This is a genomic window from Listeria swaminathanii, assembly GCF_014229645.1.
Lineage (GTDB): Bacteria > Bacillota > Bacilli > Lactobacillales > Listeriaceae > Listeria > Listeria swaminathanii.
Window position 1 is genome coordinate 461,832 of record NZ_JAATOD010000001.1, and the last position, 21,905, is coordinate 483,736.

General features: G+C 40.6%; 25 protein-coding genes. 23 read left to right on the forward strand and 2 right to left on the reverse strand.

Going from position 1 to position 21,905, the window contains the following annotated elements; translation table 11 throughout:
• Positions 1-2 precede the first annotated feature (2 nt).
• The 19 genes from HCX62_RS02265 to HCX62_RS02355 all read left to right on the forward strand — a co-directional run bounded on the left by HCX62_RS02265 (position 3) and on the right by HCX62_RS02355 (position 16,837).
• Positions 3-1,547, forward strand: a complete 1,545-nt coding sequence (locus tag HCX62_RS02265; protein ID WP_185636865.1) for a flagellar motor switch protein — start codon at positions 3-5, stop codon at positions 1,545-1,547.
• Positions 1,548-1,552: 5 nt separating this feature from the next.
• Positions 1,553-2,956, forward strand: coding sequence for a hypothetical protein (locus HCX62_RS02270; protein WP_185637994.1), 1,404 nt, complete (start codon positions 1,553-1,555; stop codon positions 2,954-2,956).
• Between the two features lie 22 nt (positions 2,957-2,978).
• Entirely contained in the window at positions 2,979-4,145 is a 1,167-nt protein-coding gene (locus tag HCX62_RS02275) for a hypothetical protein (RefSeq protein ID WP_185636866.1), read from the forward strand.
• A gap of 106 nt (positions 4,146-4,251) precedes the next feature.
• Positions 4,252-4,716, forward strand: coding sequence for a YaaR family protein (locus tag HCX62_RS02280; RefSeq protein WP_003724438.1), 465 nt, complete (start codon positions 4,252-4,254; stop codon positions 4,714-4,716).
• 9 nt (positions 4,717-4,725) lie between these two features.
• The gene (locus tag HCX62_RS02285) at positions 4,726-5,154 is read left to right on the forward strand and encodes a Myocilin (protein ID WP_185636867.1); all 429 of its coding nucleotides are present in this window, start codon (positions 4,726-4,728) and stop codon (positions 5,152-5,154) included.
• Positions 5,155-5,173: 19 nt separating this feature from the next.
• A complete protein-coding gene (flgK, locus tag HCX62_RS02290) occupies positions 5,174-6,694 on the forward strand; it encodes a flagellar hook-associated protein FlgK (RefSeq protein ID WP_185636868.1) in 1,521 nt (506 codons plus the stop codon).
• An 11-nt stretch (positions 6,695-6,705) separates the two neighbouring features.
• On the forward strand, positions 6,706-7,581 hold the full coding sequence (locus HCX62_RS02295) for a flagellar hook-associated protein 3 (protein WP_185637996.1): 876 nt from the start codon (positions 6,706-6,708) through the stop codon (positions 7,579-7,581).
• Between the two features lie 11 nt (positions 7,582-7,592).
• Entirely contained in the window at positions 7,593-8,882 is a 1,290-nt protein-coding gene (locus tag HCX62_RS02300; RefSeq protein WP_185568303.1) for a flagellar hook-associated protein 2, read from the forward strand.
• An 18-nt stretch (positions 8,883-8,900) separates the two neighbouring features.
• Positions 8,901-9,287, forward strand: a complete 387-nt coding sequence (locus HCX62_RS02305; RefSeq protein ID WP_009924584.1) for a flagellar export chaperone FliS — start codon at positions 8,901-8,903, stop codon at positions 9,285-9,287.
• The gene (locus tag HCX62_RS02310; protein ID WP_185502382.1) at positions 9,259-9,540 is read left to right on the forward strand and encodes a hypothetical protein; all 282 of its coding nucleotides are present in this window, start codon (positions 9,259-9,261) and stop codon (positions 9,538-9,540) included. Before HCX62_RS02305 ends, HCX62_RS02310 begins: the two co-directional genes overlap by 29 nt.
• Before the next feature lie 20 nt (positions 9,541-9,560).
• Positions 9,561-9,962: a flagellar basal body rod protein FlgB gene (gene flgB, locus HCX62_RS02315; protein WP_008947131.1), complete on the forward strand. Its 402-nt coding sequence runs from the start codon at positions 9,561-9,563 to the stop codon at positions 9,960-9,962.
• 11 nt (positions 9,963-9,973) lie between these two features.
• Complete coding sequence (flgC, locus tag HCX62_RS02320; protein WP_008947132.1) at positions 9,974-10,384, forward strand: flagellar basal body rod protein FlgC; 411 nt, start codon at positions 9,974-9,976, stop codon at positions 10,382-10,384.
• 16 nt (positions 10,385-10,400) lie between these two features.
• On the forward strand, positions 10,401-10,697 hold the full coding sequence (gene fliE, locus HCX62_RS02325; RefSeq protein WP_185614761.1) for a flagellar hook-basal body complex protein FliE: 297 nt from the start codon (positions 10,401-10,403) through the stop codon (positions 10,695-10,697).
• A gap of 67 nt (positions 10,698-10,764) precedes the next feature.
• Positions 10,765-12,417 carry a flagellar basal-body MS-ring/collar protein FliF gene (gene fliF / locus HCX62_RS02330; RefSeq protein WP_185636869.1) on the forward strand — a complete coding sequence of 551 codons (1,653 nt, stop codon included), beginning with the start codon at positions 10,765-10,767 and terminating at the stop codon, positions 12,415-12,417.
• A 2-nt stretch (positions 12,418-12,419) separates the two neighbouring features.
• Positions 12,420-13,526 carry a flagellar motor switch protein FliG gene (locus HCX62_RS02335; protein WP_185636870.1) on the forward strand — a complete coding sequence of 369 codons (1,107 nt, stop codon included), beginning with the start codon at positions 12,420-12,422 and terminating at the stop codon, positions 13,524-13,526.
• Entirely contained in the window at positions 13,513-14,205 is a 693-nt protein-coding gene (locus tag HCX62_RS02340) for a FliH/SctL family protein (RefSeq protein WP_185636871.1), read from the forward strand. The genes HCX62_RS02335 and HCX62_RS02340 overlap by 14 nt, the downstream gene beginning before the upstream one ends.
• The gene (gene fliI / locus HCX62_RS02345; RefSeq protein ID WP_185636872.1) at positions 14,202-15,503 is read left to right on the forward strand and encodes a flagellar protein export ATPase FliI; all 1,302 of its coding nucleotides are present in this window, start codon (positions 14,202-14,204) and stop codon (positions 15,501-15,503) included. Before HCX62_RS02340 ends, fliI begins: the two co-directional genes overlap by 4 nt.
• Before the next feature lie 16 nt (positions 15,504-15,519).
• Positions 15,520-16,179, forward strand: coding sequence for a lytic transglycosylase domain-containing protein (locus HCX62_RS02350; protein WP_185636873.1), 660 nt, complete (start codon positions 15,520-15,522; stop codon positions 16,177-16,179).
• 13 nt (positions 16,180-16,192) lie between these two features.
• Positions 16,193-16,837 carry a hypothetical protein gene (locus HCX62_RS02355; protein ID WP_185636874.1) on the forward strand — a complete coding sequence of 215 codons (645 nt, stop codon included), beginning with the start codon at positions 16,193-16,195 and terminating at the stop codon, positions 16,835-16,837.
• A gap of 58 nt (positions 16,838-16,895) precedes the next feature.
• On the opposite strand, the gene HCX62_RS02360 is transcribed toward HCX62_RS02355, so the two are convergent.
• On the reverse strand, positions 16,896-17,222 hold the full coding sequence (locus tag HCX62_RS02360) for a hypothetical protein (RefSeq protein ID WP_185638056.1): 327 nt from the start codon (positions 17,220-17,222) through the stop codon (positions 16,896-16,898).
• A 188-nt stretch (positions 17,223-17,410) separates the two neighbouring features.
• On the opposite strand from HCX62_RS02360, the gene lftR reads away from it, so the two are divergent.
• Genes lftR through HCX62_RS02375 form a run of 3 tightly spaced genes read left to right on the forward strand, consistent with a single transcriptional unit; the run spans position 17,411 to position 19,112 of the window.
• On the forward strand, positions 17,411-17,737 hold the full coding sequence (gene lftR, locus HCX62_RS02365; protein WP_003721840.1) for a PadR family transcriptional regulator LftR: 327 nt from the start codon (positions 17,411-17,413) through the stop codon (positions 17,735-17,737).
• Positions 17,737-18,060, forward strand: coding sequence for a DUF1048 domain-containing protein (locus tag HCX62_RS02370; protein WP_185636875.1), 324 nt, complete (start codon positions 17,737-17,739; stop codon positions 18,058-18,060). The genes lftR and HCX62_RS02370 overlap by 1 nt, the downstream gene beginning before the upstream one ends.
• A gap of 20 nt (positions 18,061-18,080) precedes the next feature.
• Complete coding sequence (locus HCX62_RS02375) at positions 18,081-19,112, forward strand: hypothetical protein (RefSeq protein WP_185636876.1); 1,032 nt, start codon at positions 18,081-18,083, stop codon at positions 19,110-19,112.
• Between the two features lie 43 nt (positions 19,113-19,155).
• On the opposite strand, the gene HCX62_RS02380 is transcribed toward HCX62_RS02375, so the two are convergent.
• Positions 19,156-19,803, reverse strand: a complete 648-nt coding sequence (locus HCX62_RS02380) for a FusB/FusC family EF-G-binding protein (protein ID WP_185636877.1) — start codon at positions 19,801-19,803, stop codon at positions 19,156-19,158.
• A 271-nt stretch (positions 19,804-20,074) separates the two neighbouring features.
• Here HCX62_RS02380 and HCX62_RS02385 point away from each other — a divergent pair, with 271 nt between their 5' ends.
• Positions 20,075-21,805, forward strand: coding sequence for a pyruvate oxidase (locus tag HCX62_RS02385; protein WP_185636878.1), 1,731 nt, complete (start codon positions 20,075-20,077; stop codon positions 21,803-21,805).
• The last annotated feature ends 100 nt before the right edge of the window (positions 21,806-21,905 follow it).

Genomic DNA, 21,905 nt, shown 5'->3' on the forward strand with positions numbered 1-21,905 from the left:
AAGTGGAGCAATTACTAGAGAAAAATATCACGCAAATGGAACTAGATGTGATAGGAGAAATCGCCAATATTTCGTTTGGCTCAGCTTCTACGGTCTTATCTGATTTACTACACCAACAAGTCACAATTTCGACGCCAAAAGTAGAGATTGTTGATTTATATAATACGAAAGACATTGATATTCCACATGTCGTGTTAGAAGTGAACTTTCATAAAGGAATCGAAATGCGGAATTTATTTGTTCTGCAATCAGAAGTGGCGGCGGCTATCGCGGATTTAATGATGATGGGCGATGGCAACATTGACCCGAACGAAGAACTTTCGGAACTTCATCTTAGCGCCGTGCAAGAGGCAATGAACCAGATGATGGGCCATTCCGCCACTGCGATGAGCAATATGTTTGGCGAAATGATTGATATTACGACACCAGACATTAAAGTAATCGCGCTAAAAGAACAACTAGAAGACACCAACGACCAAACGATGATAAAAGTAGGTTTTGATTTAATTATCGGCGACTTAATTACGTCCAATTTAATGCAACTCATTCCCGTTGATAAAGGGCGCGAACTTGCAAAAAGACTACTTGGCGATGCAATTCCAGAGCCAGAAGCTGTCAAAGAGGAAATCAGTTTAACCGCCGAAGAATTAGATGTGTTTTTAGAAGTGTGTAATATCGGTATTGGTTCGGCTTCAACTGTTTTATCGAAATTACTTAATCGAAAAGTATCACTGCAAATCCCGACAGCACGTGTGATTGATAGCAAAGAGTTCGAGTTTAATGAACGTCCTTGCCTTGTAACGAGCGTGGAATTTGTCGAAGGACTGCGCTCAAGCAACACCTTTATCATTAGCAAAAATGCCGCGTTAATCATGGCTGATTTGATGATGATGGGAGACGGCATTGTTCAAGAAGACGCAGAGTTGACCGAACTTGAAGTTAGCGCTGTGCAAGAATTAATGAACCAAATGATGGGCTTTTCGGCAACAGCGATGTCAGAAATGCTCGGAACAAAAATTGACATTAGCCCGCCAACGATGGAATTCTGCAATTTTGGCGATACGATGATTCAAAAAAACATCGAGGAAGGAAAAACGGTCGAAGTTATCTTCCCACTCGAAGTAGACGGCTTACTAAAAACACCAATGTATCAAATTTTCAATCCAGCGGCAGCCAAAGAAATGGCGCAATTAATGCTCGCAATCCAAGCGAAAGAAGTCGCGGAAAAAGCAACACCACCAGCAGAAATAATCGAGCCTGAAAAGCCAGCCGAACCAGTGCAACCAATCGTGGTGGAAGAAAAAGAAACACTTTCCGAAATGGAGCAAATTTTAGAAGATATTCCGGTAACGCTGGAAGTTGTATTCGGTACGGCGAAAGTAAAACTAGAAAAATTTATCTCATGGTGTGAAAAAGACGTGATTATCCTGAAAGAAAGCATGAACGAACCGCTTGTCTTAGCGCTAAATGGCGTAGTAATTGGCAAAGGCATTTTAGTTCGCGTGGATGATCATTTTGGCATACAAATGACTGAGTTAGTAAGGTGAAAAATGTGCGGAAACTTGGACTAGTGACAATTTTATTTTGGATGTTTTTTTCGGTTCAAGTTTTCGCAGCAGAACCGGAACTCGCTACAATCTCGCTTGAAAAGGAACAGCGGATTTTTACGTCTGGTGAAGTGGTTTCGTTTGAAATCAAAAACGCCTCAGACTTAAAAATTGTCTTAGTAAATGAGCATGGGCAGAGAAGAGTGCTGGACGGCGAATCGTATACGGTGACGGACTGGGATTTGAACGGGATCTTCCGGGCGGAATTATATCAAGCGGATATTTCGAAACCGATTGCTACTGTAGATGATTTATTCGAAGTGAAACAACTTGGGGAACTTGCAAAGGATGAAACGGCGCCTAGTTTAAAAGCAATTGAGTTTACGCATGAGGATGATGTTTTGCTGACGAGCGTGCTACGTGTGTCAACGGATTTGGTCGATGCGGAATCAGGCGTGAAAACTGCCATTTTGCTCATTCATAGTGATTCTAATGAAGCGGAAGTCAAACTCACGCAAAATAACTGGACAGGGAAATTTGATGGGGAACTTCCTTTAGAAAAATATCAACCGGGCGAAAAACTCACTTTCCAACTGAAATTAGTTGATTTTGCGGGCAATGAAACCACGCTGGACTTAGAAAAGACTATCCAAATTTATCAGCCAATCGCGCCAGTTTTAAGTTATAACGGAAGCGATATTACGAATAAGCCGCGGAAAATCGGCCAAATTGGGAAGCAAATAGAGCTAACTCTCGACAAATACACAACCGAATTTCCCGAAATCGAAACAGAAAGCGGCAAGACAATCCCGTTAAACTGGCAAAAAACAGCGACCGAATGGAAGGGAAGTTTTACTTTACCGAAAAAACTAGCCGGTGAAATTATCCATGTTCAAGGAACGACGCAAGCTATACTTGTTCGTGCCACTGGCGAACCTTTTAGCAATATTCAGCTAGTAAACAACAGCCTTTTAACAGGAATAATTAATCCGGATTTTGCGGTAATTTCTGGATTATACATCGAAGTAAATGGTCAAAAATTTCCGGTTAAGCGCACGGATAACAGCTTTACGAGCGCAGAAATCACAACAACCGGCAAAATTACATTGTACTGGACGGACTGGGACGATGAGGTTTATTCCAAACAACTGGATCAAGAAATCAAACCAATCATTTTGCTACCAGACAAAGAAACAATCGCACCACCGCCAGTAATACCAAACGAAAACGAGCCAATACTGACAACACCTGCCCCTAAACCAGCTGTTGAATCAGACGAAAATGCACCGAAAAAGCAGGCAAAGAAAGAAACCTCAACTAAAAACAAATCAAGCGGTATCCCGTTTTGGATTCCAGCGCTGATGATTATAGGCGTTATTATTTTTTCGGGTAATAGAGCAATGAAATAAAAGCAGAAGTGAGGTGGACGGAATGAAAATAGATGGCATTCAAGAATCCGCAGAAAATCGTAATCAACTAGAACGGGAACTCATTAAACAAAATCCAGTATTAAAAGAAGGCACGGCAAAAGCGCAAATGAATACAGAAGTCGCGGTACCAAAAACGCCGCCAGTATCGTTTTCCTTTAAAGAACTAAGCAGCCTGCAACTAAATGGAACAAGTGCTGCAAGCCTCGAATTATATATGAAATTAATGATGAATAACGCTAAAAAAGCGAATGACTTAATCTTTTATGTCATGCGCGCGGGTATAAAAAATCCAACTGACTCCACTAAATGGCAAACAGTCAGAAACGAAATCAGCAGTCAATTAAGCACCATTTTAATGAAACAGCATAATTTTGAAGCATACTTTTCCGAAAATCCAGCCAATCAAAAACTGTTTTTAGCCAATCAAAAAATTATGAACGAAATATCCTTTCTGTTAAAAATGTTACCAACTTTGACGTTTGAAACAACTGGTAAATATGATTTCTTGCGGATGATGCAAATTGCTTCGGGCAACATGGAAACGGGCATCCAAATGATGCGCGAATTCCAAGGACATATCGAACACGCGACCAGACTGGACCCCATTGTCGACGCTAAACAAGAAACCAACTGGATGATTAAAGTGTTACGCGAATTTGGCAATATGTTTCATTCACGCCACTTGTTACCATATGAATTACAAGCAGAGAACATCAACATTTGGAAATTAGGCAGCGAATACTTAAAACTAATGAACCAACTATTACCGCAAATTGGCGCATTTCCGAATGGTAACATCAAAATTTTCCACCAACAAGCGACGAAGCCACTAACTGAGCTTTTTCAAGAACTACAAAGATTAGCAGACGGACAAATGACGCAAGGTGGAATCGCCGTTATTCTCGACCGGATGCAAGGTCAACTCACGCGACTCGCCCAATTATTTCAAAAAATGGAAATCGAAGCAGGCTTTACAGATTCAGAACGAATTTTAGGAAGCGTTGACGCAGAATTTGCTAGCGATATGACAAAAATGATGCTACTCGCACAACAAGAAATGTCATTTTTCGATTTATTAGTCAAAGATTTCCGCAGTGTTTCCAAACAACCAATATTTTTCATGATAGTTGCTATATTTATTATTTTATTATTAATTATTTTATTTTAAAAAAGATATTTTTTGAAAAAATATATACTTTTTCAGGTTGTTTCAGTATAATTAAATAGAAAAATAAGGTTTAGAAAGCGAAAATGAGTTTTTCGGGGGAAAAAGGATGAATAATGTTTCAATTGGCCAGATTTCGCAGTCCAAACAGACGAACGTAGTGAGGGGAATGCAAGAATTAAATCAAACACAACAGCTTTATTTTGAACAAATGAAAGCAAATGGCAAGAAACAAACTCCTTCCCTGACTGAAATTAACGAACTAATTACGAATGTCACAGATAAAAAATCACTCGTTGAAATGGATATGACGGTAGACAACGTTTTAAGTTATAAAAAAGCAGTCCAGACATTTTTGAATTTTTATGTAAATAATGTGATGGATTACGATAATATCGAAAGCCGCCATCCAAAATACGGTTTTTCGCAAAAAATGACGATTTTAAAACAAGTAGAAAAACAAACCAATGAACTAGATGATGTAATGAATTTAATTGATACAAAAACTGGACATTTAGATATGCTAAACCGTATCGGTGAAATTACGGGCATGATTCTCGATGTCGTATTGTAGGTGATGGGAATGCAAAACGAATTAATCAATCAATTAGAAATCTTAATCGAAAAAAATGTAAAAGCAACAGAAGAAGCAATTTTTTTAGGTGAGTTAGTGCAAGCGGAAAATTGGATAGAAGCAGAAGAGCGCCAATTAGGGCTGCAACGCGAACTTGCCGCTTTACAAAAAGAATACCAAGCGCTAAAAACAATCATTGGCGAAAATAACACGCTTAGAAATCTCCAAAAAACATGGACAGTGGCGGAGAATTCCATCATTGATGATCGCAAAAAAATGCTACTTGAAAAAGAAAATCTTTTGCGAGTAAGTGTTGCAGAAAACCAAGTGAGGACGGAAATGCAATTAGCTTTTTCAGAACATATGGTGGATGTTATTACCGGGCATCACGCGGAAACACAAGCAGAAAATAATATGATGATTAACGAGACTTTTTAAGTAAACGGAGGGATTTTTTGTGCGTTTAAGTGATTTTAATACGTCATTATCGGGCATGTCAGCGGCGCAAATCGCTAATATGGTCGCTCAGCAAAATATTAGTAATATGAATACGCCGGGGTACATTAGGCAAGCTGTGGATCAGACAGCTGTTTACGGTGACGGAGGCCTTCTTGGCGGGAAACAAACGGGTTACGGGGTCAAAGTAACGGATATTAAACGGCTGACCAATACGGCTCTAACGACACAATACAATAATCAAATCGCCAAACAATCCGCTTCGTTATACCAAAGTGGGGCGCTTAATCAAGCACTTAATTTATTTGGCACACCGGGAAAAAATACGCCAAGTGATAATTTGGATAACTTTTTCACCGCTTGGGCTGCTTTAGCGAAAAATCCTGACCAAGCAACGAATACAACAGCACTTTTATCGAGCATGTCGATTTTTACCGATCAATTAAATCAACTTCATTCGGGCTTGAAAGAACTAGAAACAACGATTGCAGCAGATACAGACGCGGCAATTCAAGACTTAAATTCATTAATTAAAAAATTAGGTAGTATTAATAAAGCAATCGGCAATGCCGGCTCCAACCCGCCGAACGATTTACTGAATCAACGTGATCAACTGCTTAGTACGATGGCTGGCTACGCAGGAATTTCCGTTAGCGCGCACCCAAATAATCCCGATGTATACGATGTGACAATCGGCGGGCGTCTCGTTGTCCAAGGCGACGAAACAACCGAAATTACTTCAACGCGAACAGCGACAGGCTTCGAATTCTCCGTGGATGGGCAAAAACTCAACATGCCAGAAGGTTCGATTATTGCTTCCGTTCGTGTTAACCAAAACGAAATTAAATCTTACCAAGAAAAAATCGAAACTTTTTCAAATGGCCTAGCAAAAGCACTCGACGATATCCAAGTCAAAAACGTCAATAAAACAATGGATGATTTACAAAAAATCAATGACGCACTCCAAGCCAATCCTAATGACGAAAAACTACTCAGCAATCGCGATGAACTTTTACGTCAATTGGAAAAATTTCCCGGCGTGACTCGTTCTGGAGATACGCTAACCATTGGTGGGGTAGACCATGCGATTGACACGCTTGGCACGAGTACATACGTAAATAATGTGAGCGAGTTTTCGATTCCGATTTTCACCCAAAATGCTGGAAAATGGATCCTAAATCCTGCGATTACAAGCAATGCTGATAATAAGCCATTCCTAGGTGTTATCGCCGCGGACATCGCCTCTTTAAAAACAGATAAAAACATTCAAGGGACAACTTTCCCAAGTTTTATGGACGGAATTATTACCGAAGTAGCGACTGATGCGAGTAAAAGTAGTGCAACTTCGACAGCAGATACGCAAGCATTAAATTCCCTTTCTGAGTCGAAATCATCGCTAGAAGGCGTCAATATCGATGAAGAAATGACGAATATTATGCAATATCAAAGTTATTATGTCGCCAATACGAAGGCGATGAACACAGTGAACGATATGATGAAAGCACTTTTAGCGATGTTATAAGGAGGAAAATGATGCGAATTTCAACCAATCAACAAGCAAATTCAATAATTAACCAGTTGAACAATGTCTCGGGAAATCTAGCTAAATACCAACTGCAAGTATCTTCTGGGAAAAAGTACGAATCTATGAGCGAGAACCCTGGTGCAACAGCGCAAATTTTATCCTATAATCATGTGCTAAGCCAGTTAAATCGAGAAAAAACAGACGTAACCGAAGCGAAATCGTTGCTTAATACGGCGGAAACTTCTCTTTCGTCCATGTCGACATCGATGAACCGAGTAAACGCCTTAGTGCTTCAAGCAATCAATGGAACGAGCGATAAAAACAATATGTCACAGTCAGCTGAAGAAATTAAAGGTTTACTGGACGTTCTTGTTTCTGTTGCTAACGCAGAAGACGATGGCAGATACGTTTTTAGTGGCTCAAGTACAAGTGTGAAGCCATTTACAACAGATAAAACGACCGGTGAAATCATCTATAACGGTACAACTGAAAATAAAAATTTCCGTGTAACAGATACGCTAGAAGTAGAAGTTTTCCATGATGGTAGCGTGATGACGGACGTTTTTAACAACATTCAAAAAATCGTCGACGCGATGAAAAGTGGCGATAAGGACGCTTTGTCTGCCTTACAAGAAACCAACAGCCAAAACATCGAAATTATCACGAATTCCATGACCAATATCGGTGGACAAAAAAATGGTGTTTCCGCTTACGATAACGTACTTTCTAGCAAAATAACCGACTTTGCAGAGCGGAAATCCAATGTCGAAGAAGTCAATATGCCAGAAGCCGTAAGTAATTTAAATAAAACATCGATCGCATACCAAGCCGCACTACAATCCAGTGTGATGGTACAAAAATTAAGCATCCTAAATTATATGTGAGGTGAAACCAAGTGGGAAGTTCGATTGCAAGCAGTTTAATGGACCCAACGCAATATTATTCGCAATTTATCAGTCTTCAAAAAGCCAGTTTAGAAAAGGCAAAAACGCCATATCAAAACCAAATTTCCAGCTATCAATCACGTATTGACCTGTATGCCAGTTTGAAAAACGCGTTATCTGAATCGCTGAAAACGATGAGTTCTTTCACTACCTACGAAAGTAAGACGAAACTCGCGACCTCTTCGAATGAAACAAGTTTTACCGTGTCCTCGACGAGTAGTTCCGTCAACGGTAGCTATTCCATCGAAGTGCAAAACCTGGCAACTGCAGATACTTACAACAAAGCTGTACCTGATATCGAGGCGAAAATCGGCGTTAGTGGTACTATCAAAATCAACGGCAAGGAAATCAAAATCGATGCAGACAGCTCGATGAAAAACGTGATGAATTCGATTAATAGCGCCGGCGCAAAAGTAAATATTTATACGCTAGGCGAAAATATGGTCGTAACTGCTGCAACCACTGGTGTCGAAAATAGTATTAAATTTGAAGGTGACTCGGCTGTCCTTGATGCACTTGGTTTAGTCCAAAATTCACCCGACCATTTAGCCGCAGAAGATGCCAAACTCCGCATCAATGGAGCAAACGTAACAAGCCCAACCAACAAAGTAACCAACTACATCCCAGGCGTGACAATCAACCTGAAAAAAGAAACTACTGGCGCTGAAAAACTAACTATCCAAGATCAAAGTGATGAAAAAGCAGCCAGCATGATTACTAGTTTTGTAAATACATACAACGCGCTAACAAGCACAATGAAAACCTACACGGGAAAAGGAACCATTTTACAAGCATCTGCTGCCGACCTTGAAGCAAATCGTGCGCTAAACAACGTATTTCAACATAAAAAAGACGGAAATACATTATTCGATTTTGGCATAAGCGTTGATAAAGAAGGCGTGTTAAAAGTAGATGAAACCGCCATGAAAAAAATGGTAGCTGAAGACCCAACCGCCGTAGAAAGATTTTTCTTTGGCATTGGTGGAATCGGCGACGAACTATATCAATCTTTGAACAAAACATTTGGCTCGACTGGCTTTATCAGTGATGAAACGACCTCGATGACGAATGAAATCAATAAATTAACTCTAAAGCTAACTGATATTACTAGTCGGAACAACACACTTCTAACAAATATTACCGACCAGTACAACAAATGGCTCGAAATGATGCAAGCGATGCAAAGCGACGCCATGACGCTTGATGCTCTAATCGATGGCATGAACAGTTCTAATAAATAAAAATGGTAGGTGAAAAAAATGCAAGCTTGGAAACGATACACCCAAAATGAATTAAACACGAGCAACCCCATTAAAAACACCATTTATATATACGAACGCTGTATTATTGAATTTAAAAAATTAGACAAAGCACTCGCACAACTACATTTTTCGGAAGCAGATCTTATTCTCGATAAAATGGAAAAAATCTTTGAAGAACTAAAATTACAACTAAATCCAGAAGCCGGACAAGAATTATACGACAATATTTTCGGCTTATACGAGTGGATTTCCGAACAAATTCGTCAAATGCAATTACTCAAACAACCAGTAAATATTGATACCATCATTCACGTCATCACGCAGCTCAAAGAAGGCTACGAGGGAGTGATGAAACATGAATCAAGCAAAGACACATTTGGCTGAACTTAAAGCACTATTTCACTCAACGGGACAATTGAACGTTTCCCTCGAAGAATACCAAGCGAAACTAAATGAACTCCTAAAAAGCACAGAACATTTACCGAAAGAGACAAAAGAAGCCATTTTAAAAGAAACAAGAGAAGTGATAAATAAAGGTATTCTTTTCACCGAAAAACAATTAGAATCCACTGAAAATGCCTTTTCCGAAAATAAAAGTCGCAATGCTGCCAACATGAATTATGCGAAATTTTTCTAAAAGAAAGAAGGAAATGACAAGTGGAAAATTATACCACGCATATTGGCAATTACTTGAATTATCTCCAAACGGCCAACCAAGTAGTTTCGAGTAATATCGCGAATGCCAATACGCCGAATTTTAAAGCAAGTGAAGCGAGTTTTGAGGAATCATTCGGCGCGAGCTTGCGAGCATCTGGTCAAAGTAGCACCGAGTCTACCGGAAACTTAACGAAAACAAACACGAAACATTTAGCCGGAACAAATACGGACGAAACAAACGCGAAAATCACCACCAAAAGCGGCTCCATCAACGAAGACGGCAACAATGTCAACGTCACTTCTGAAATGATCAGCTTAACTAAAAATAATCAAATGTACGCGCTCGCTATCAGTGCACTCAACTATAACTCATCCATCAACACAGCAGCCCGTGGAAAGTAAGGTGAATAACCATGTTTGAAGGAATAAACACAAGCGGCTCCGCGTTAAATGCTGCGAAACAATGGATGGAAGTGAGCTCCAATAATATTGCGAATGCTGATTCAAGCGCCGCGCCTGGCGAAACACCTTTCCTCAGAAAACGCGTCGTACTATCCGAAATTACGCCATTCGAAACAGCTCTAACAGGAACAAAAGGCGTCAAAGTAAGCGAAATCTCAAGCGACACCGGAAGCGTCAAGCGTGTCTATGATCCAACCCATCCAAATGCCAATGAAGCAGGTTACGTCAACTATGCAAATGTGGATATGACAGCGGAAATGACCAATTTGATGGTAGGACAAAAAATGTACGCGGCAAACACTTCAGCCTTACAAGCGAACGAAAAAATGATGGAAAAAGATTTAGAAATAGGCAGAGTATAAAGGAGTGTTTTAAGAAATGGCAATTGAAAGTATTAATGCAGCAAGCGTCTTGCCCAAAGTAACGCTTGGTGAAACCGCGAAAACAGACAATGCGGCAGGTGCCGGAAATACCTTCACGCAAATGCTGGATAGTATGAGTGATACACAATCAAACGCGCAAAATTCCGTTTCAAGCCTTTTAACAACAGGAGAAGGAAACGCAAGCGACGTACTCATTCAAATGAAAAAAGCAGAGTCAGAAATGAAAACTGCTGCGGTCATTCGTGATAATGTAATCGAAAGCTACAAACAGCTTTTAAATATGCAAGTGTAGCGGTTAGACTAGTCGGGGGAGTTTTAGTCAATCGTCCACACGAGAAAAATGGAGCGAAGTTTTTAAGATGGCAAAAATAAAAACAATGTATTCGAAATTGAAGAATTGGCACAAAGGCGCGATTTTAGTCGGCCTTTTTGTCGTAGTCACGGTGTTATTACTCTACATGAACACGCCCAAAACAGAAGTTACTCTTTATAAAAATTTATCCGAAACAAGCCAACAACAAGTCACCGATCAATTAGCCAAAATGGGCGTTGATTATACCGTCGACAAGAGCGGCAACATTTTAGTCGATGAAAAAGTGGAGACACTCGTTCGCGATAAATTCGCAGACCTAGGTATTCCATACACAGGCCAAGATGGCAATGACATTTTGCTAAATAGTTCGCTAGGAGCCAGCGAAGAAGATAAAAAAATGCAAGAAAAAGTCGGCACAAAAGTCAATTTAGAAAAAGAAATCGTTCAAAGTTACGGAACGACCGTGGACAGCGCCTCCGTTCAGCTAACATTACCAGAATCGAGCTCGATTTTTGAAGAAGCAAGTCAAAAAGGGACAGCCGCAGTAACACTAAAAACGAAAAACAACCAAACATTAACAAGCGAACAAGTTCTCGGTATCCAACGCACCGTCAGCGCAGCCGTACCAAACGTTGCTAGCGAAGACGTAGCGATTATCGATACGAAAAATGGCGTTATCTCAGAAGCAGACACATCCAAAGAAGAAGGCAGCTCGGCCTATAAAAATGAAGTCGACATCCAAAACGCCATCGGAAAAAATGTGAAAACAGACATTGAAGGCACACTTTCCAGCATTTTTGCCCTAGACAATTTCCGCGTGAATACCAATGTCACCGTTAATTTTGACGAAATTAAACAAAATACCGAACATTATCCAAGCGACGGCAAAGTCCGTAGCAATCAAAAAGATACATCAACCGACACATCCAAAGGTTCCGCAAACACAACCGAATCAGGCACCGCATCAAACGCTGATGTACCAAACTATACAGAACAAAACGGCGACGATACCAACACATACACAAGCGAAAAATCAAGCGAAACAACCAACTACGAACTAGACTCCACTATTCAAGAAATCAAAAAACACCCAGCCCTAGCAAAAACAAATGTCGTAGTCTGGGTTGATCAAAATGCTTTAAATAAAAATGGCGTGGACATGGCAGAATTTACAAAAGCAATTGGTGTTTCAGCTGGATTAACGCCCAATATGACTACCGAAGAAGCGGGCGCGGACGGAGAAGCAGCAGCCGCACCAACGTTCGAAGGTACATTCCAAAACGGTGATGTCACCATCATGCCAATCCAATTTTTAGATAACCAAACACCAGTAGAGAAAGACACCACAGAAAAAGCAGCACCAGCAAGCAAAGCATGGATTTGGTGGCTCGCAGGAAGTCTACTATTTGCTATTATCGCAGCGGGAATTATCGCTTACATCATCTTCCTTAAACGTAAAGAACAACTAGAAGAAGCTTTAGAAGCAGAAGAACAAGACTTTATCCCAGCCGAAGAGGCGCTAGTTAATCCGGAAGAACATCCAGATTTCAATTTCCAAACAGATGCATTCGATTTATCCGAACCAGAATTAAAAGCTCGCAAAGAAAGCTTGAAAAATAAACTCGGTGAAATGGCCAAAGAAGACCCAGGGCGCGCCGCAGCAGTCATCCAAAAATGGCTCAATGAAAGGCAGGAATAACAATGGCAGACACACTCAAAGAAACCTTAGAAGAAACAAACGCTGAATTAGAAACTGTTGAAGTAGAAGCAACAGAAGAAACAACAGCGACGCAAACCTATTCGGGTATTTCAAGACGTGAAAAAGCCGCACTTATTATTTGGAGCCTGGATGAACAAATCGCGACTGAAGTAGTTGATTTGCTTCCCGATGCATCCAAACAACGCCTTGCCCGTGAAATGGCCAAAATGAAAGAAATGGACGGTAGCGCAGTAGAAGAAGCAACTAGAGAATTTTTAGGAGAACTAGAACTTCTGTCTGGTGGCATTGCCAAACTCGACCGCGAACACTTACAACGCCTGTTCCCAGATATGACAACAGAAGAACTAAACCAACTGATTTACGGGGTAGAAGCAGAATCACGTATTGGCGAAACAGCGCTAGATATTTTACGCGAAATTGATGATGTTGACTCCTTGTTTACAATTATTAGTGATGAATCGCCGCAAACAATTGCGATGATTGCTTCGTACATGAAACCAGAAGAAGCATCGAAACTACTAGCTTTACTGCCAGAAGAAAAAATGATCAACACAGTTATTGGCATCGCGAGCTTAGAACAATTTGATAGTGAAGTCATGCAAAACGTATCTAACTTACTAAGAATTAAGCTCGACACAATGTCGAACAGCTCACTGAACAAAACTGACGGCATAAAAAATGTTGCCAACATCCTAAACAACGTTACGCGCGGTTTGGAACGTACGATTTTCGAACATCTAGACGTCGAACAAGCCGAACTTTCCGAACGCATCAAAGAGAAAATGTTTATGTTTGAAGATATTATTCTGCTTGATAACATGACCTTGCAACAAGTTCTGGCCGAAATTCAAGACAACAACAAAATCGCCCGAGCACTCAAAAACGAAAAAGAAGAACTCAAAGAAAAAATCCTTTCTTGCGTATCGAAAAACCGTCGCGATATGATTACCGAAGAACTAGAAGTCCTTGGCCCAATCAGACTTTCCGATGTCGAGCAAGCCCAACAAGATATCGCCAATGTCGTTAAAAATCTAGAAAAAGACGGCAAAATAGTTATCCAACGGGGGGAACAGGATGTCCTTATCTAATCCACGAATCCCCAAAGGCAAAGTCACTTTATCTGATGTGAAAATGGAATTATATTATTTAGACGATATAGAAGAAACCGAAGAAGTGGAATCACCATACTCAAAAGAACTCGAACAACTAGAAACGCATCAAAAAGAACTCGAAAAACACTTATCCGCCATCGAAATCGAGGAACAAAAACTAGCCCAAGAAAAAGCGACACTTGCAGCAGAACGCCAAGCTATCGAAGAATTAAAGCGCGCCGCAGCAGTCGAAATCGAAGCGCAAAAACAAGCATTTGAACAAGAAAAAACACAAATTTACCTAACAATCACCGACTTCCTTTGGGATGAAAGCATCGATCTTGCAGAGAAAATTGTCCACCAAGCCATCGACACCCGCCAAATCGAAGTGTTACCAATGCTAACCGAAGTCATCGAAAAACTCCCAGTCGCTTTCGACAAATTAAACGTCACCACCCACCCAGAAACGTTAAAAGCCCTAAAAGAAGAAAACACCGGCACAAAATACGATTGGCTTTTAGAAAATATTCACTGGAACTTCGACATGCGACTGGATTACGGCGAATTTACCGTAGAAGAAGAAAAAGAATACTTCGACTACCGCATCACTGAAATTTTCCAAACATTACACAAACAAAACGCCGAACGGAAAATTCTAGGGGGCGATAAACCGTGAGCTGGTCGCCAAAAACCGAAGCTTGGCAAGAACTAAAAAACACCGTCCCATACATCCAAAAAGGAAAAATCCACACAGTCCAAGAACAAGTATATATTTCCAAAGGCCCCCAAGTGAAAATTGGCGATACTGTCATGGTCGGTGAAAACAAAGTGCTCTGCGAAGTAATCTCCATTGAAAAAGAAAACAACATGCTGCTGCCATTTAATCAAAGTGATAAAGTAGCATATGGCGACTGGGTATACGTGACCGATACGAAAATCACTATCCCAGCCGACGAATTTCTCCTTGGAAAAGTTCTCAACGCATCCGGCGATATTTTAAACGAAGAAGCAGGCACGGCTAAATTTAAACAAAAAATGCCACTCGAAGCGCCGCCCATCCATGCTTTTAGCCGAGCAGAAATTACCGACACACTCGAAACTGGCATCAAAGCAATCGACGGAATGTTAACAATCGGCATCGGCCAAAAAATCGGTATTTTCGCCGGTTCAGGTGTTGGGAAATCTACCTTGCTTGGAATGATTGCTCGTAATGCCAAAGCTGATATAAACGTAATCGGCTTAGTCGGCGAGCGTGGTCGGGAAGTAAAAGATTTCTTGCGCAAAGACCTCGGGGAAGAAGGATTGCGTAAAAGCGTGATTGTTGCCGCCACATCAGACGAAAGCCACCTTATGCAACTGCGCGCCGCCAAACTAGCCACTTCGATTGCCGAACATTTCCGCGACCAAGGAAAAACTGTCCTTTTAATGATGGATTCCGTCACTCGTTTTGCCGATGCAAGAAGAAGTGTCGATATCGCCGTCAAAGATTTACCCATCGGCGGAAAAACCTTACTCATGGAATCGTACATGAAAAAACTACTCGAACGTTCTGGTAAAACGCAAAATGGTTCGATAACTGGGATTTATACCGTACTCGTAGACGGAGATGACATGAATGGTCCAGTACCCGATTTAGCGCGGGGGATTTTAGATGGGCACATCGTTTTAACCCGTGAACTGGCCACGAAAAATCACTATCCAGCCATCGATGTCCTCGGCTCCGTTAGCCGTGTGATGGAAGAAATCGTCCCAGAAAGCCAGTGGAAAACAGCGTCAAAAATTCGCGAATGGATGAGTATTTACCAAGAAAACGAACTGTATTTCAAACTAGGAACAATCGAGCAAACAAGTGATAATGCCGCCATTTTTACAAGTAAAGAGAAGTCTTATTTTATCCACCAATTTTTAAAACAGTTGCGGGATGAAAATGTCACGCTTGAGGAAACAAGTAAAATTATGGAAACGTTAGTATAACAAAGGAGTGCCGTGGATGAATCCAGTAGAACAAGTAATGAGTGCTAGACAAGCCGAGTTTCAAAGCGCGTTCGAAGCAGTGAAACAATCGGCCACTACGTTTGAAACCAAATTAAACGAACGCTTAAACGCCAGCACTCAAGCCAAAACAACTAGCGTACAAACAGTCACCGACGCCGAACTAGCCCGCGCCCGAGAAGCGTATGAAGCGTTAATCAATAAATCCGAAACCAGTTCCACAGCAACCACATCAAGCACGACACAGGCAACACCAACTGGCGAGCTAACCAACTGGAACAACTACCAAATCAAACCAATCAGCGCTGAAAACGAAGGGAAATATAGCGATTTAATCAAAACAGCAGCAGCCAAATACGGCGTCCCAGAAGCGCTGATTAAACGCGTCATCCAAGTAGAATCCAACTATAACCCGAATGTTGTATCGAGCGCTGGCGCAACCGGCTTAATGCAACTAATGTCAGGATCCAACCGCACCGACCCAGCTACCAATATTGATGCTGGAACAAAAGAGCTTGCAGGCTACATCAAAAAATACGATGGCGACCTAAAACTAGCTTTAGCAGCCTATAACGCCGGACCAGGAAATGTCCGCAAATACGGCGGCGTTCCACCATTCAAAGAAACACAAAATTATTTAAAGAAAATTATCGGGTAAGGGAGAATAAATCATGGGAAACTGGCAACAAAAGTGGGAATCATGGCGCGATATGACAACAGCGATGCAACAAGAAATCAAAATCGAAGCCGCTGAAAAAGTAACTTCCTACATAAAAAACGACCAATTTGAAGAAGCAATTAACGTTATCAGACAAACCGAAAATCTCCTAAACGAACTTGACTTTGAAACGAAAATGAACCGCGTCGAAGAACAACTCCAAGCCTTCACATCCGACCAAGAAGCAGCTAAATCATTCGAAGCAAGCCAACTTCAAAACCTAGAAAAACCAACTACAAAAGCAAGCTTCGACCTTTCAAACGTGAAATCAGAAGCAATCAACCAATTCACCAAACGCGATTTCAATCTAGTAGACTCACACGACACCCACATGCAATTTCTCAAAGGCAACCGCAATTTTTACATGGACATTTTCAACCCCGAAGAAAGCGAAGAACACCATTACGCCAACCTCGATGAAAAATGCCAGTACAAAAACATCGGCTTCATTTGCCAAAACGACGCAGCAGCCGAAATCGCAACGAACCTAACAAACGAATGGCTTGAAACACTAGAAGCTCCCAAAAAGAAATTTTTAACAGTCAACATCGCTAATTTAACCGCAATGAAACAAAACCCAGAAGTACTTTTTCAGTAAACAAAAAGAGAGGCGCTACGATGCGTCTCTCTTTTTATTTTATGAAGCTAACTTTGCGTTATATTTTTTTTCGATCATAAATAGTGGCGATAATCCCAGCTGCAATATAAAGCGCACCAGGAATCGGATTTATATATAGACCTTCTATTAGGTTGGCGCCTAACAATAGAATACCACTAATAAATAAAAAGATAATTTTATTGTTAAGAGTTAAAGATTGTGTGAGGATAATGCAACAAAGACAATGAGCTAGCATAACAAATGCTGCCAAACTAATGATAGGGAATAAATTTATCGCGTCTCCCATAGCTTTTAACGTATAAAAGGCAAAAATAAATTCTAAAAAACAGGCACACCATACTAAAGTTTTAATTAAAGATAACATATTATTTGTTCCTTTCTAAGAAGTATAAGTAGATAGGTTGGAATTTAATTCCATTTTAGTATACTTGTATTTCTGCTACAAAAGCAATAAGAATCGCTAAATTTTTTCTAAAAACCAGTTGACAACCAATCTACTTTGTATTACTATATACTTGTACCTAGTAACAACTAGTAGAGGAGTGAATTCAAATGAAAGGACTTACCGAGTTACTCAAAGGTAGTTTAGAAGGAATGATATTGGAGCGAATTTCTAGAGGAGAAACTTACGGCTATGAAATCACCAAGTACCTCAATGACCTAGGCTTTGACGAAATCGTCGAAGGAACCGTCTACACTATTCTCGTCCGCCTGGAGAAAAAAGGGCTAGTCGAGATAGAAAAGAAAAAATCAGAATTAGGTCCACCACGAAAATTTTACACATTAAGCCCAGCTGGCGAAGAAGAATTAGCGATTTTTTGGAAGCGTTGGGACTTTATTCAAGGAAAAATCATGCAAGTTAAAGGAGGGCAAGCGTAATGTTTAAATGGTTTACAAAATACCGCGAAGAAAAACGAGACTATAAACTGTATAAAAAACGGATAGATGCTTTGCCAGAGGACTATAAAACCGCAATGAAAGCTATCGAAACCTATTTATGGAACTTTGCAAAAGGCGCAGGGATGTTCGAAATCTTAAAAAACGTCCTTGAAATGTTCGAAAACGCCGCCGCTGACAAGCTAGAACTGAAAGCCGTCGTTGGTGACGACCTAGCCGAATTCGCAGACAACCTACTAAGTGAATATCCAGAAGAAACATGGATGGACAATCAACGAAAAAAACTGCGTGATTCGATTAAATAAGAAAGCGAAGGTATCCGAAAATGGAAACAGCTGACTTACGACAACAATTTGAGGAAAGAAAAGCTCAAGCTGCTTTTTATTTAGAAGATTTTCGTTCCAGAAGCGTGCGAACAGAATTTTCAAAAGGCCACCGCTATAACGTTTTACCTTTTGAAAATCAATTAGATGGTTATAAATTAAATGGCAAAGCGTTGAAGGAGTCAATCAAAGACAATAACTGTTATCAGTATCATTTTGATGCCCAAGATTGTCTTATTTTAGTAGAAGAAATGTCAGCATTTTTGGGCGAATTTCATAATTTCACGATGTATACCTATGAACCAAATAGCATTGAAACGATGTATTGGAGTGGGGACTCATTAAGCAATATAACCAAATACATGCTTGAAGATAACCAAGTGCAAACCTCTAACCGCCATGCAGCAAGAGGTACTTCATCGCAACGCTATTATTATCAAAATGACCAACTAAAAGCAATCAACACATTATCCAAGTCCGATCAATCCGAAATGGATACCACCAACCACTTTTACTACAAAGAAGATGGCTCTTTATTAAAAATAATTCAAACTTGGTCAACAGGTGGTTCGAGAGTAACTTTTTCGAATGAACGAATTGCCTACAAAAAATTGGAAGAACGATTGCTAGGAAAAATGAAAATAGCGATTCAAACATTTGTCGATGAACATCCAGATGAAACCTTATTTTCTTTAGCATTTTCAAGTTACACCGAGCACGCCGATTTAATTTTGAGTGCAGAAGTAGTTGAACAGGTAAGTGCCGATTTAAAAGGCGATGAAACGCCAGACTGGTCATACAGTGATTTTGATTCTATGGAACTTATTATGCAACCACTAGACGAAGCCGAAACGGAGAAAGTAACCATTAGCGTAGCAAAAGCTATCAAGCAAGTTGTTGAGGCAGAATGGTTTCAGCTTATTCCTAAGAGCACGGACTTCCGTTGCTACTTCTTTAATAATGAAGTAGAACATCGAGATGAAGATAATCAAAAAATAGCTAAAATACTGGACGGAGTTTCCTTCTTTAAATAAAAACAGAAAGCCTCTCAAACAATAATGAGAGACTTTCTGTTTTTTATTTACGTTTCTTAACAACCTCTATAAACTCATCTAACGTTTCATGGGCTTTTATTTGCTCATTACAAACATCGCTATCGTAACAAATATAATTACCATTTGTCGTATAAACACCATCACCCGACGATTTCGTTTTCGCCATAAAGAGCGATACTTTCGAATGCGAATGGCAAATCGAGCAAACACCCTTTTGAATCTCCGTAGAAATAGTTCCGTGTACGCCGACCAAATTTCCGTCCTCGTAAGTCACGATATACTTGCGCTGCTGGGCAATGTCATTCCAACCATAAAAAGTATAGTCGCGCAAATCCAATTTAGACCAAGCGGGAATTTTTAATTTTTTCGTTTTCGCAAAAAGTTTTTTAAGTTTCACATCACTAGGCTGTGCGAAAGGAATCACGTAGGCTTTTAAACCCTCTAAAAACGGCTCTGCTTCTTTGGTTGAAGTAATTGCATGGAGCTCGCTAAAAAGTTCCTTATGCTCCGTCAAAACGTCCTCCGGGAATAGCTCGTTGATTTTCTCCTCTGTTAACGATTTTAACGCCTTCAAAGTCGAAGTATCATTCGCGGACCGGTATGCGCGGGAAACATTGGCTAATTGATTTTTGATAAAATTATATTGGTATGGCTCGATAAACTCTTTCATTATAATTCTCCTTTAATAGTTTAATGTTGGTTAAACTAGCTGAAGGATTGAAGAGTCTATTTCACTCTTGCTTTCTAAACAATCCTAAAGCCATTGTTAGAAAGTCGAGAGCAGTGCAATTTTGTTTGCATCTCTTTGATCACCACCTTGCCTTCATTATAAGCACTTCTGAATTGTTCGTCAATTCTCTTTCATGAATAACTCGTTCCGAAACAGGGTAAACGAACACTATTGGACATTAGAGAAAACATCCATGGGAGGAGAATATATAATGAAAAAAGTCAAAGCAAGTGAAACACTCGTACAAACAATGAAAAATTGGGGTATCGACCACGTTTACGGTTTACCCGGCGATTCGATTGATACAGTAGTCGACGCTTTACGAAAAGAACAAGAGGCGATTGAATTTATTCACGTCCGCCACGAAGAAGTCGCAACCTTAGCAGCGGCAGCCTATACTAAACTTACCGGCAAAATTGGCGTCGCATTATCCATCGGCGGCCCCGGCGCAATCCATCTATTAAACGGAATGTATGACGCCAAAATGGACCACGTACCAATGCTCGTTCTAGCGGGACAAGTAACAACCGATGTCCTAAATACCGGCTTTTTCCAAGAAGTCAATTTGCCAGCAATTTTTGAAGATGTTGCCGTTTATAATAAACAAATTGATAACGCGGAAACGCTCGCAGATGTGGTCGACGAAGCGATTCGCACAGCCTATAAAGAAAAAGGCGTCGCCGTCCTAACCATCCCAAATGACATCCCGGCTCAAGAAATTAAAGCAAGCCTAGAAGCGAAGCCAGTCAAATTTGAACAAGAAAATCCAAAACTAGACGAAGCGGCAATTCAACAAGCCGTAGCACTAATTGATAAAGCAGAAAAACCAGTTATCCTAGCAGGCCTTGGAACCAAACACGCCGGGGCAGCTTTAATCGAATTCGCGGAAAAAGCCAAAATCCCGATTATTAATTCCTTACCAGCAAAAACAATCATCCCAGACGACCACCCAAACGCACTCGGGAACCTTGGCAAAATCGGAACAAAACCAGCTTATGAAGCGATGCAAGAAACCGATTTGCTATTAATGTTCGGAAATGACTACCCATACAGCAACTACTTACCAAAAAAAGCCGATTGTATCCAAATCGATATTGACCCGGCGAAAATCAGCAAACGTTATCCAGCGACAGTTGGTCTAGTTGGTGATGCCGCAGAAATCATCAGCAATTTAACGACCAAAATAGCGCCTGTAGAAGAACGTAAATTCCTCCAAGCGTGCCAAGAAAACATGCAAGAATGGTGGAAATGGTTAGAAGAAGACGTAACGCAAACCACCGACCCAATCGCACCAGAAGTCGTAATGGCGAATATCCAAAAAATCGCGGACAAAGATGCTATTTTCTCCATTGACGTAGGAACAGCAACTGTTTGGAGTACGCGCTACTTACATTTAACACCCGAAAATGACTTCATTGTATCCGCATGGCTCGGCACAATGGGCTGCGGCTTACCAGGAGCCATCGCTGCGAAAAAAGCTTTCCCAGACCGCCAAGCAATCGCGATCGTAGGGGACGGAGGCTTTTCCATGGTGATGCAAGACTTCGTAACTGCGGTCGGACAAAACATGCCAATGATCATCGTCGTTCTCAACAACCAAGAACTATCCTTCATTAAATACGAACAACAATCAGCCGGCGAACTCAATTACGCGATCGACCTCCCAGACATCAATTACGCAAAATTCGCTGAAAGTTGTGGCGGAATCGGCTTCCGTGTAGAAAAAATGGCCGACCTAGAAAGCGCCTTTGAAAATGCAAAACTCGCAACCAAACCCGTCATCATCGACGTTTCCGTAGATAGCTCAGCCGCTCCGCTACCAGGAAAAATCATCATGGACGAAGCACTCGGCTACACTAAATTCGAAGTCCAATCTGTCCTAGAAGATCACCGTTTTGCAAAAATGCCACCGTTAAAAACGATTTTACGTAGATTTTTATAAAAAATAAATAAAAAAATAACAATATCACCCGTTTTACGCCGATATTCGCTAGTTTTTATAATGTTTTTTTATTAAAACTAATTATTTTACAATAAAATAT

Coding starts and splice junctions, on each gene's coding strand:
- HCX62_RS02275 (WP_185636866.1), top strand. CDS start 2,979: ATGAAAATAGATGGCATTCAAGAATCCGCAGAAAATCGTAATCAACTA.
- HCX62_RS02280 (WP_003724438.1), top strand. CDS start 4,252: ATGAATAATGTTTCAATTGGCCAGATTTCGCAGTCCAAACAGACGAAC.
- HCX62_RS02285 (WP_185636867.1), top strand. CDS start 4,726: ATGCAAAACGAATTAATCAATCAATTAGAAATCTTAATCGAAAAAAAT.
- HCX62_RS02295 (WP_185637996.1), top strand. CDS start 6,706: ATGCGAATTTCAACCAATCAACAAGCAAATTCAATAATTAACCAGTTG.
- HCX62_RS02305 (WP_009924584.1), top strand. CDS start 8,901: ATGCAAGCTTGGAAACGATACACCCAAAATGAATTAAACACGAGCAAC.
- HCX62_RS02310 (WP_185502382.1), top strand. CDS start 9,259: ATGAATCAAGCAAAGACACATTTGGCTGAACTTAAAGCACTATTTCAC.
- flgC (WP_008947132.1), top strand. CDS start 9,974: ATGTTTGAAGGAATAAACACAAGCGGCTCCGCGTTAAATGCTGCGAAA.
- fliE (WP_185614761.1), top strand. CDS start 10,401: ATGGCAATTGAAAGTATTAATGCAGCAAGCGTCTTGCCCAAAGTAACG.
- fliF (WP_185636869.1), top strand. CDS start 10,765: ATGGCAAAAATAAAAACAATGTATTCGAAATTGAAGAATTGGCACAAA.
- HCX62_RS02335 (WP_185636870.1), top strand. CDS start 12,420: ATGGCAGACACACTCAAAGAAACCTTAGAAGAAACAAACGCTGAATTA.
- HCX62_RS02340 (WP_185636871.1), top strand. CDS start 13,513: ATGTCCTTATCTAATCCACGAATCCCCAAAGGCAAAGTCACTTTATCT.
- HCX62_RS02350 (WP_185636873.1), top strand. CDS start 15,520: ATGAATCCAGTAGAACAAGTAATGAGTGCTAGACAAGCCGAGTTTCAA.
- HCX62_RS02355 (WP_185636874.1), top strand. CDS start 16,193: ATGGGAAACTGGCAACAAAAGTGGGAATCATGGCGCGATATGACAACA.
- HCX62_RS02360 (WP_185638056.1), bottom strand. CDS start 17,222: ATGTTATCTTTAATTAAAACTTTAGTATGGTGTGCCTGTTTTTTAGAA.
- lftR (WP_003721840.1), top strand. CDS start 17,411: ATGAAAGGACTTACCGAGTTACTCAAAGGTAGTTTAGAAGGAATGATA.
- HCX62_RS02370 (WP_185636875.1), top strand. CDS start 17,737: ATGTTTAAATGGTTTACAAAATACCGCGAAGAAAAACGAGACTATAAA.
- HCX62_RS02375 (WP_185636876.1), top strand. CDS start 18,081: ATGGAAACAGCTGACTTACGACAACAATTTGAGGAAAGAAAAGCTCAA.
- HCX62_RS02380 (WP_185636877.1), bottom strand. CDS start 19,803: ATGAAAGAGTTTATCGAGCCATACCAATATAATTTTATCAAAAATCAA.
- HCX62_RS02385 (WP_185636878.1), top strand. CDS start 20,075: ATGAAAAAAGTCAAAGCAAGTGAAACACTCGTACAAACAATGAAAAAT.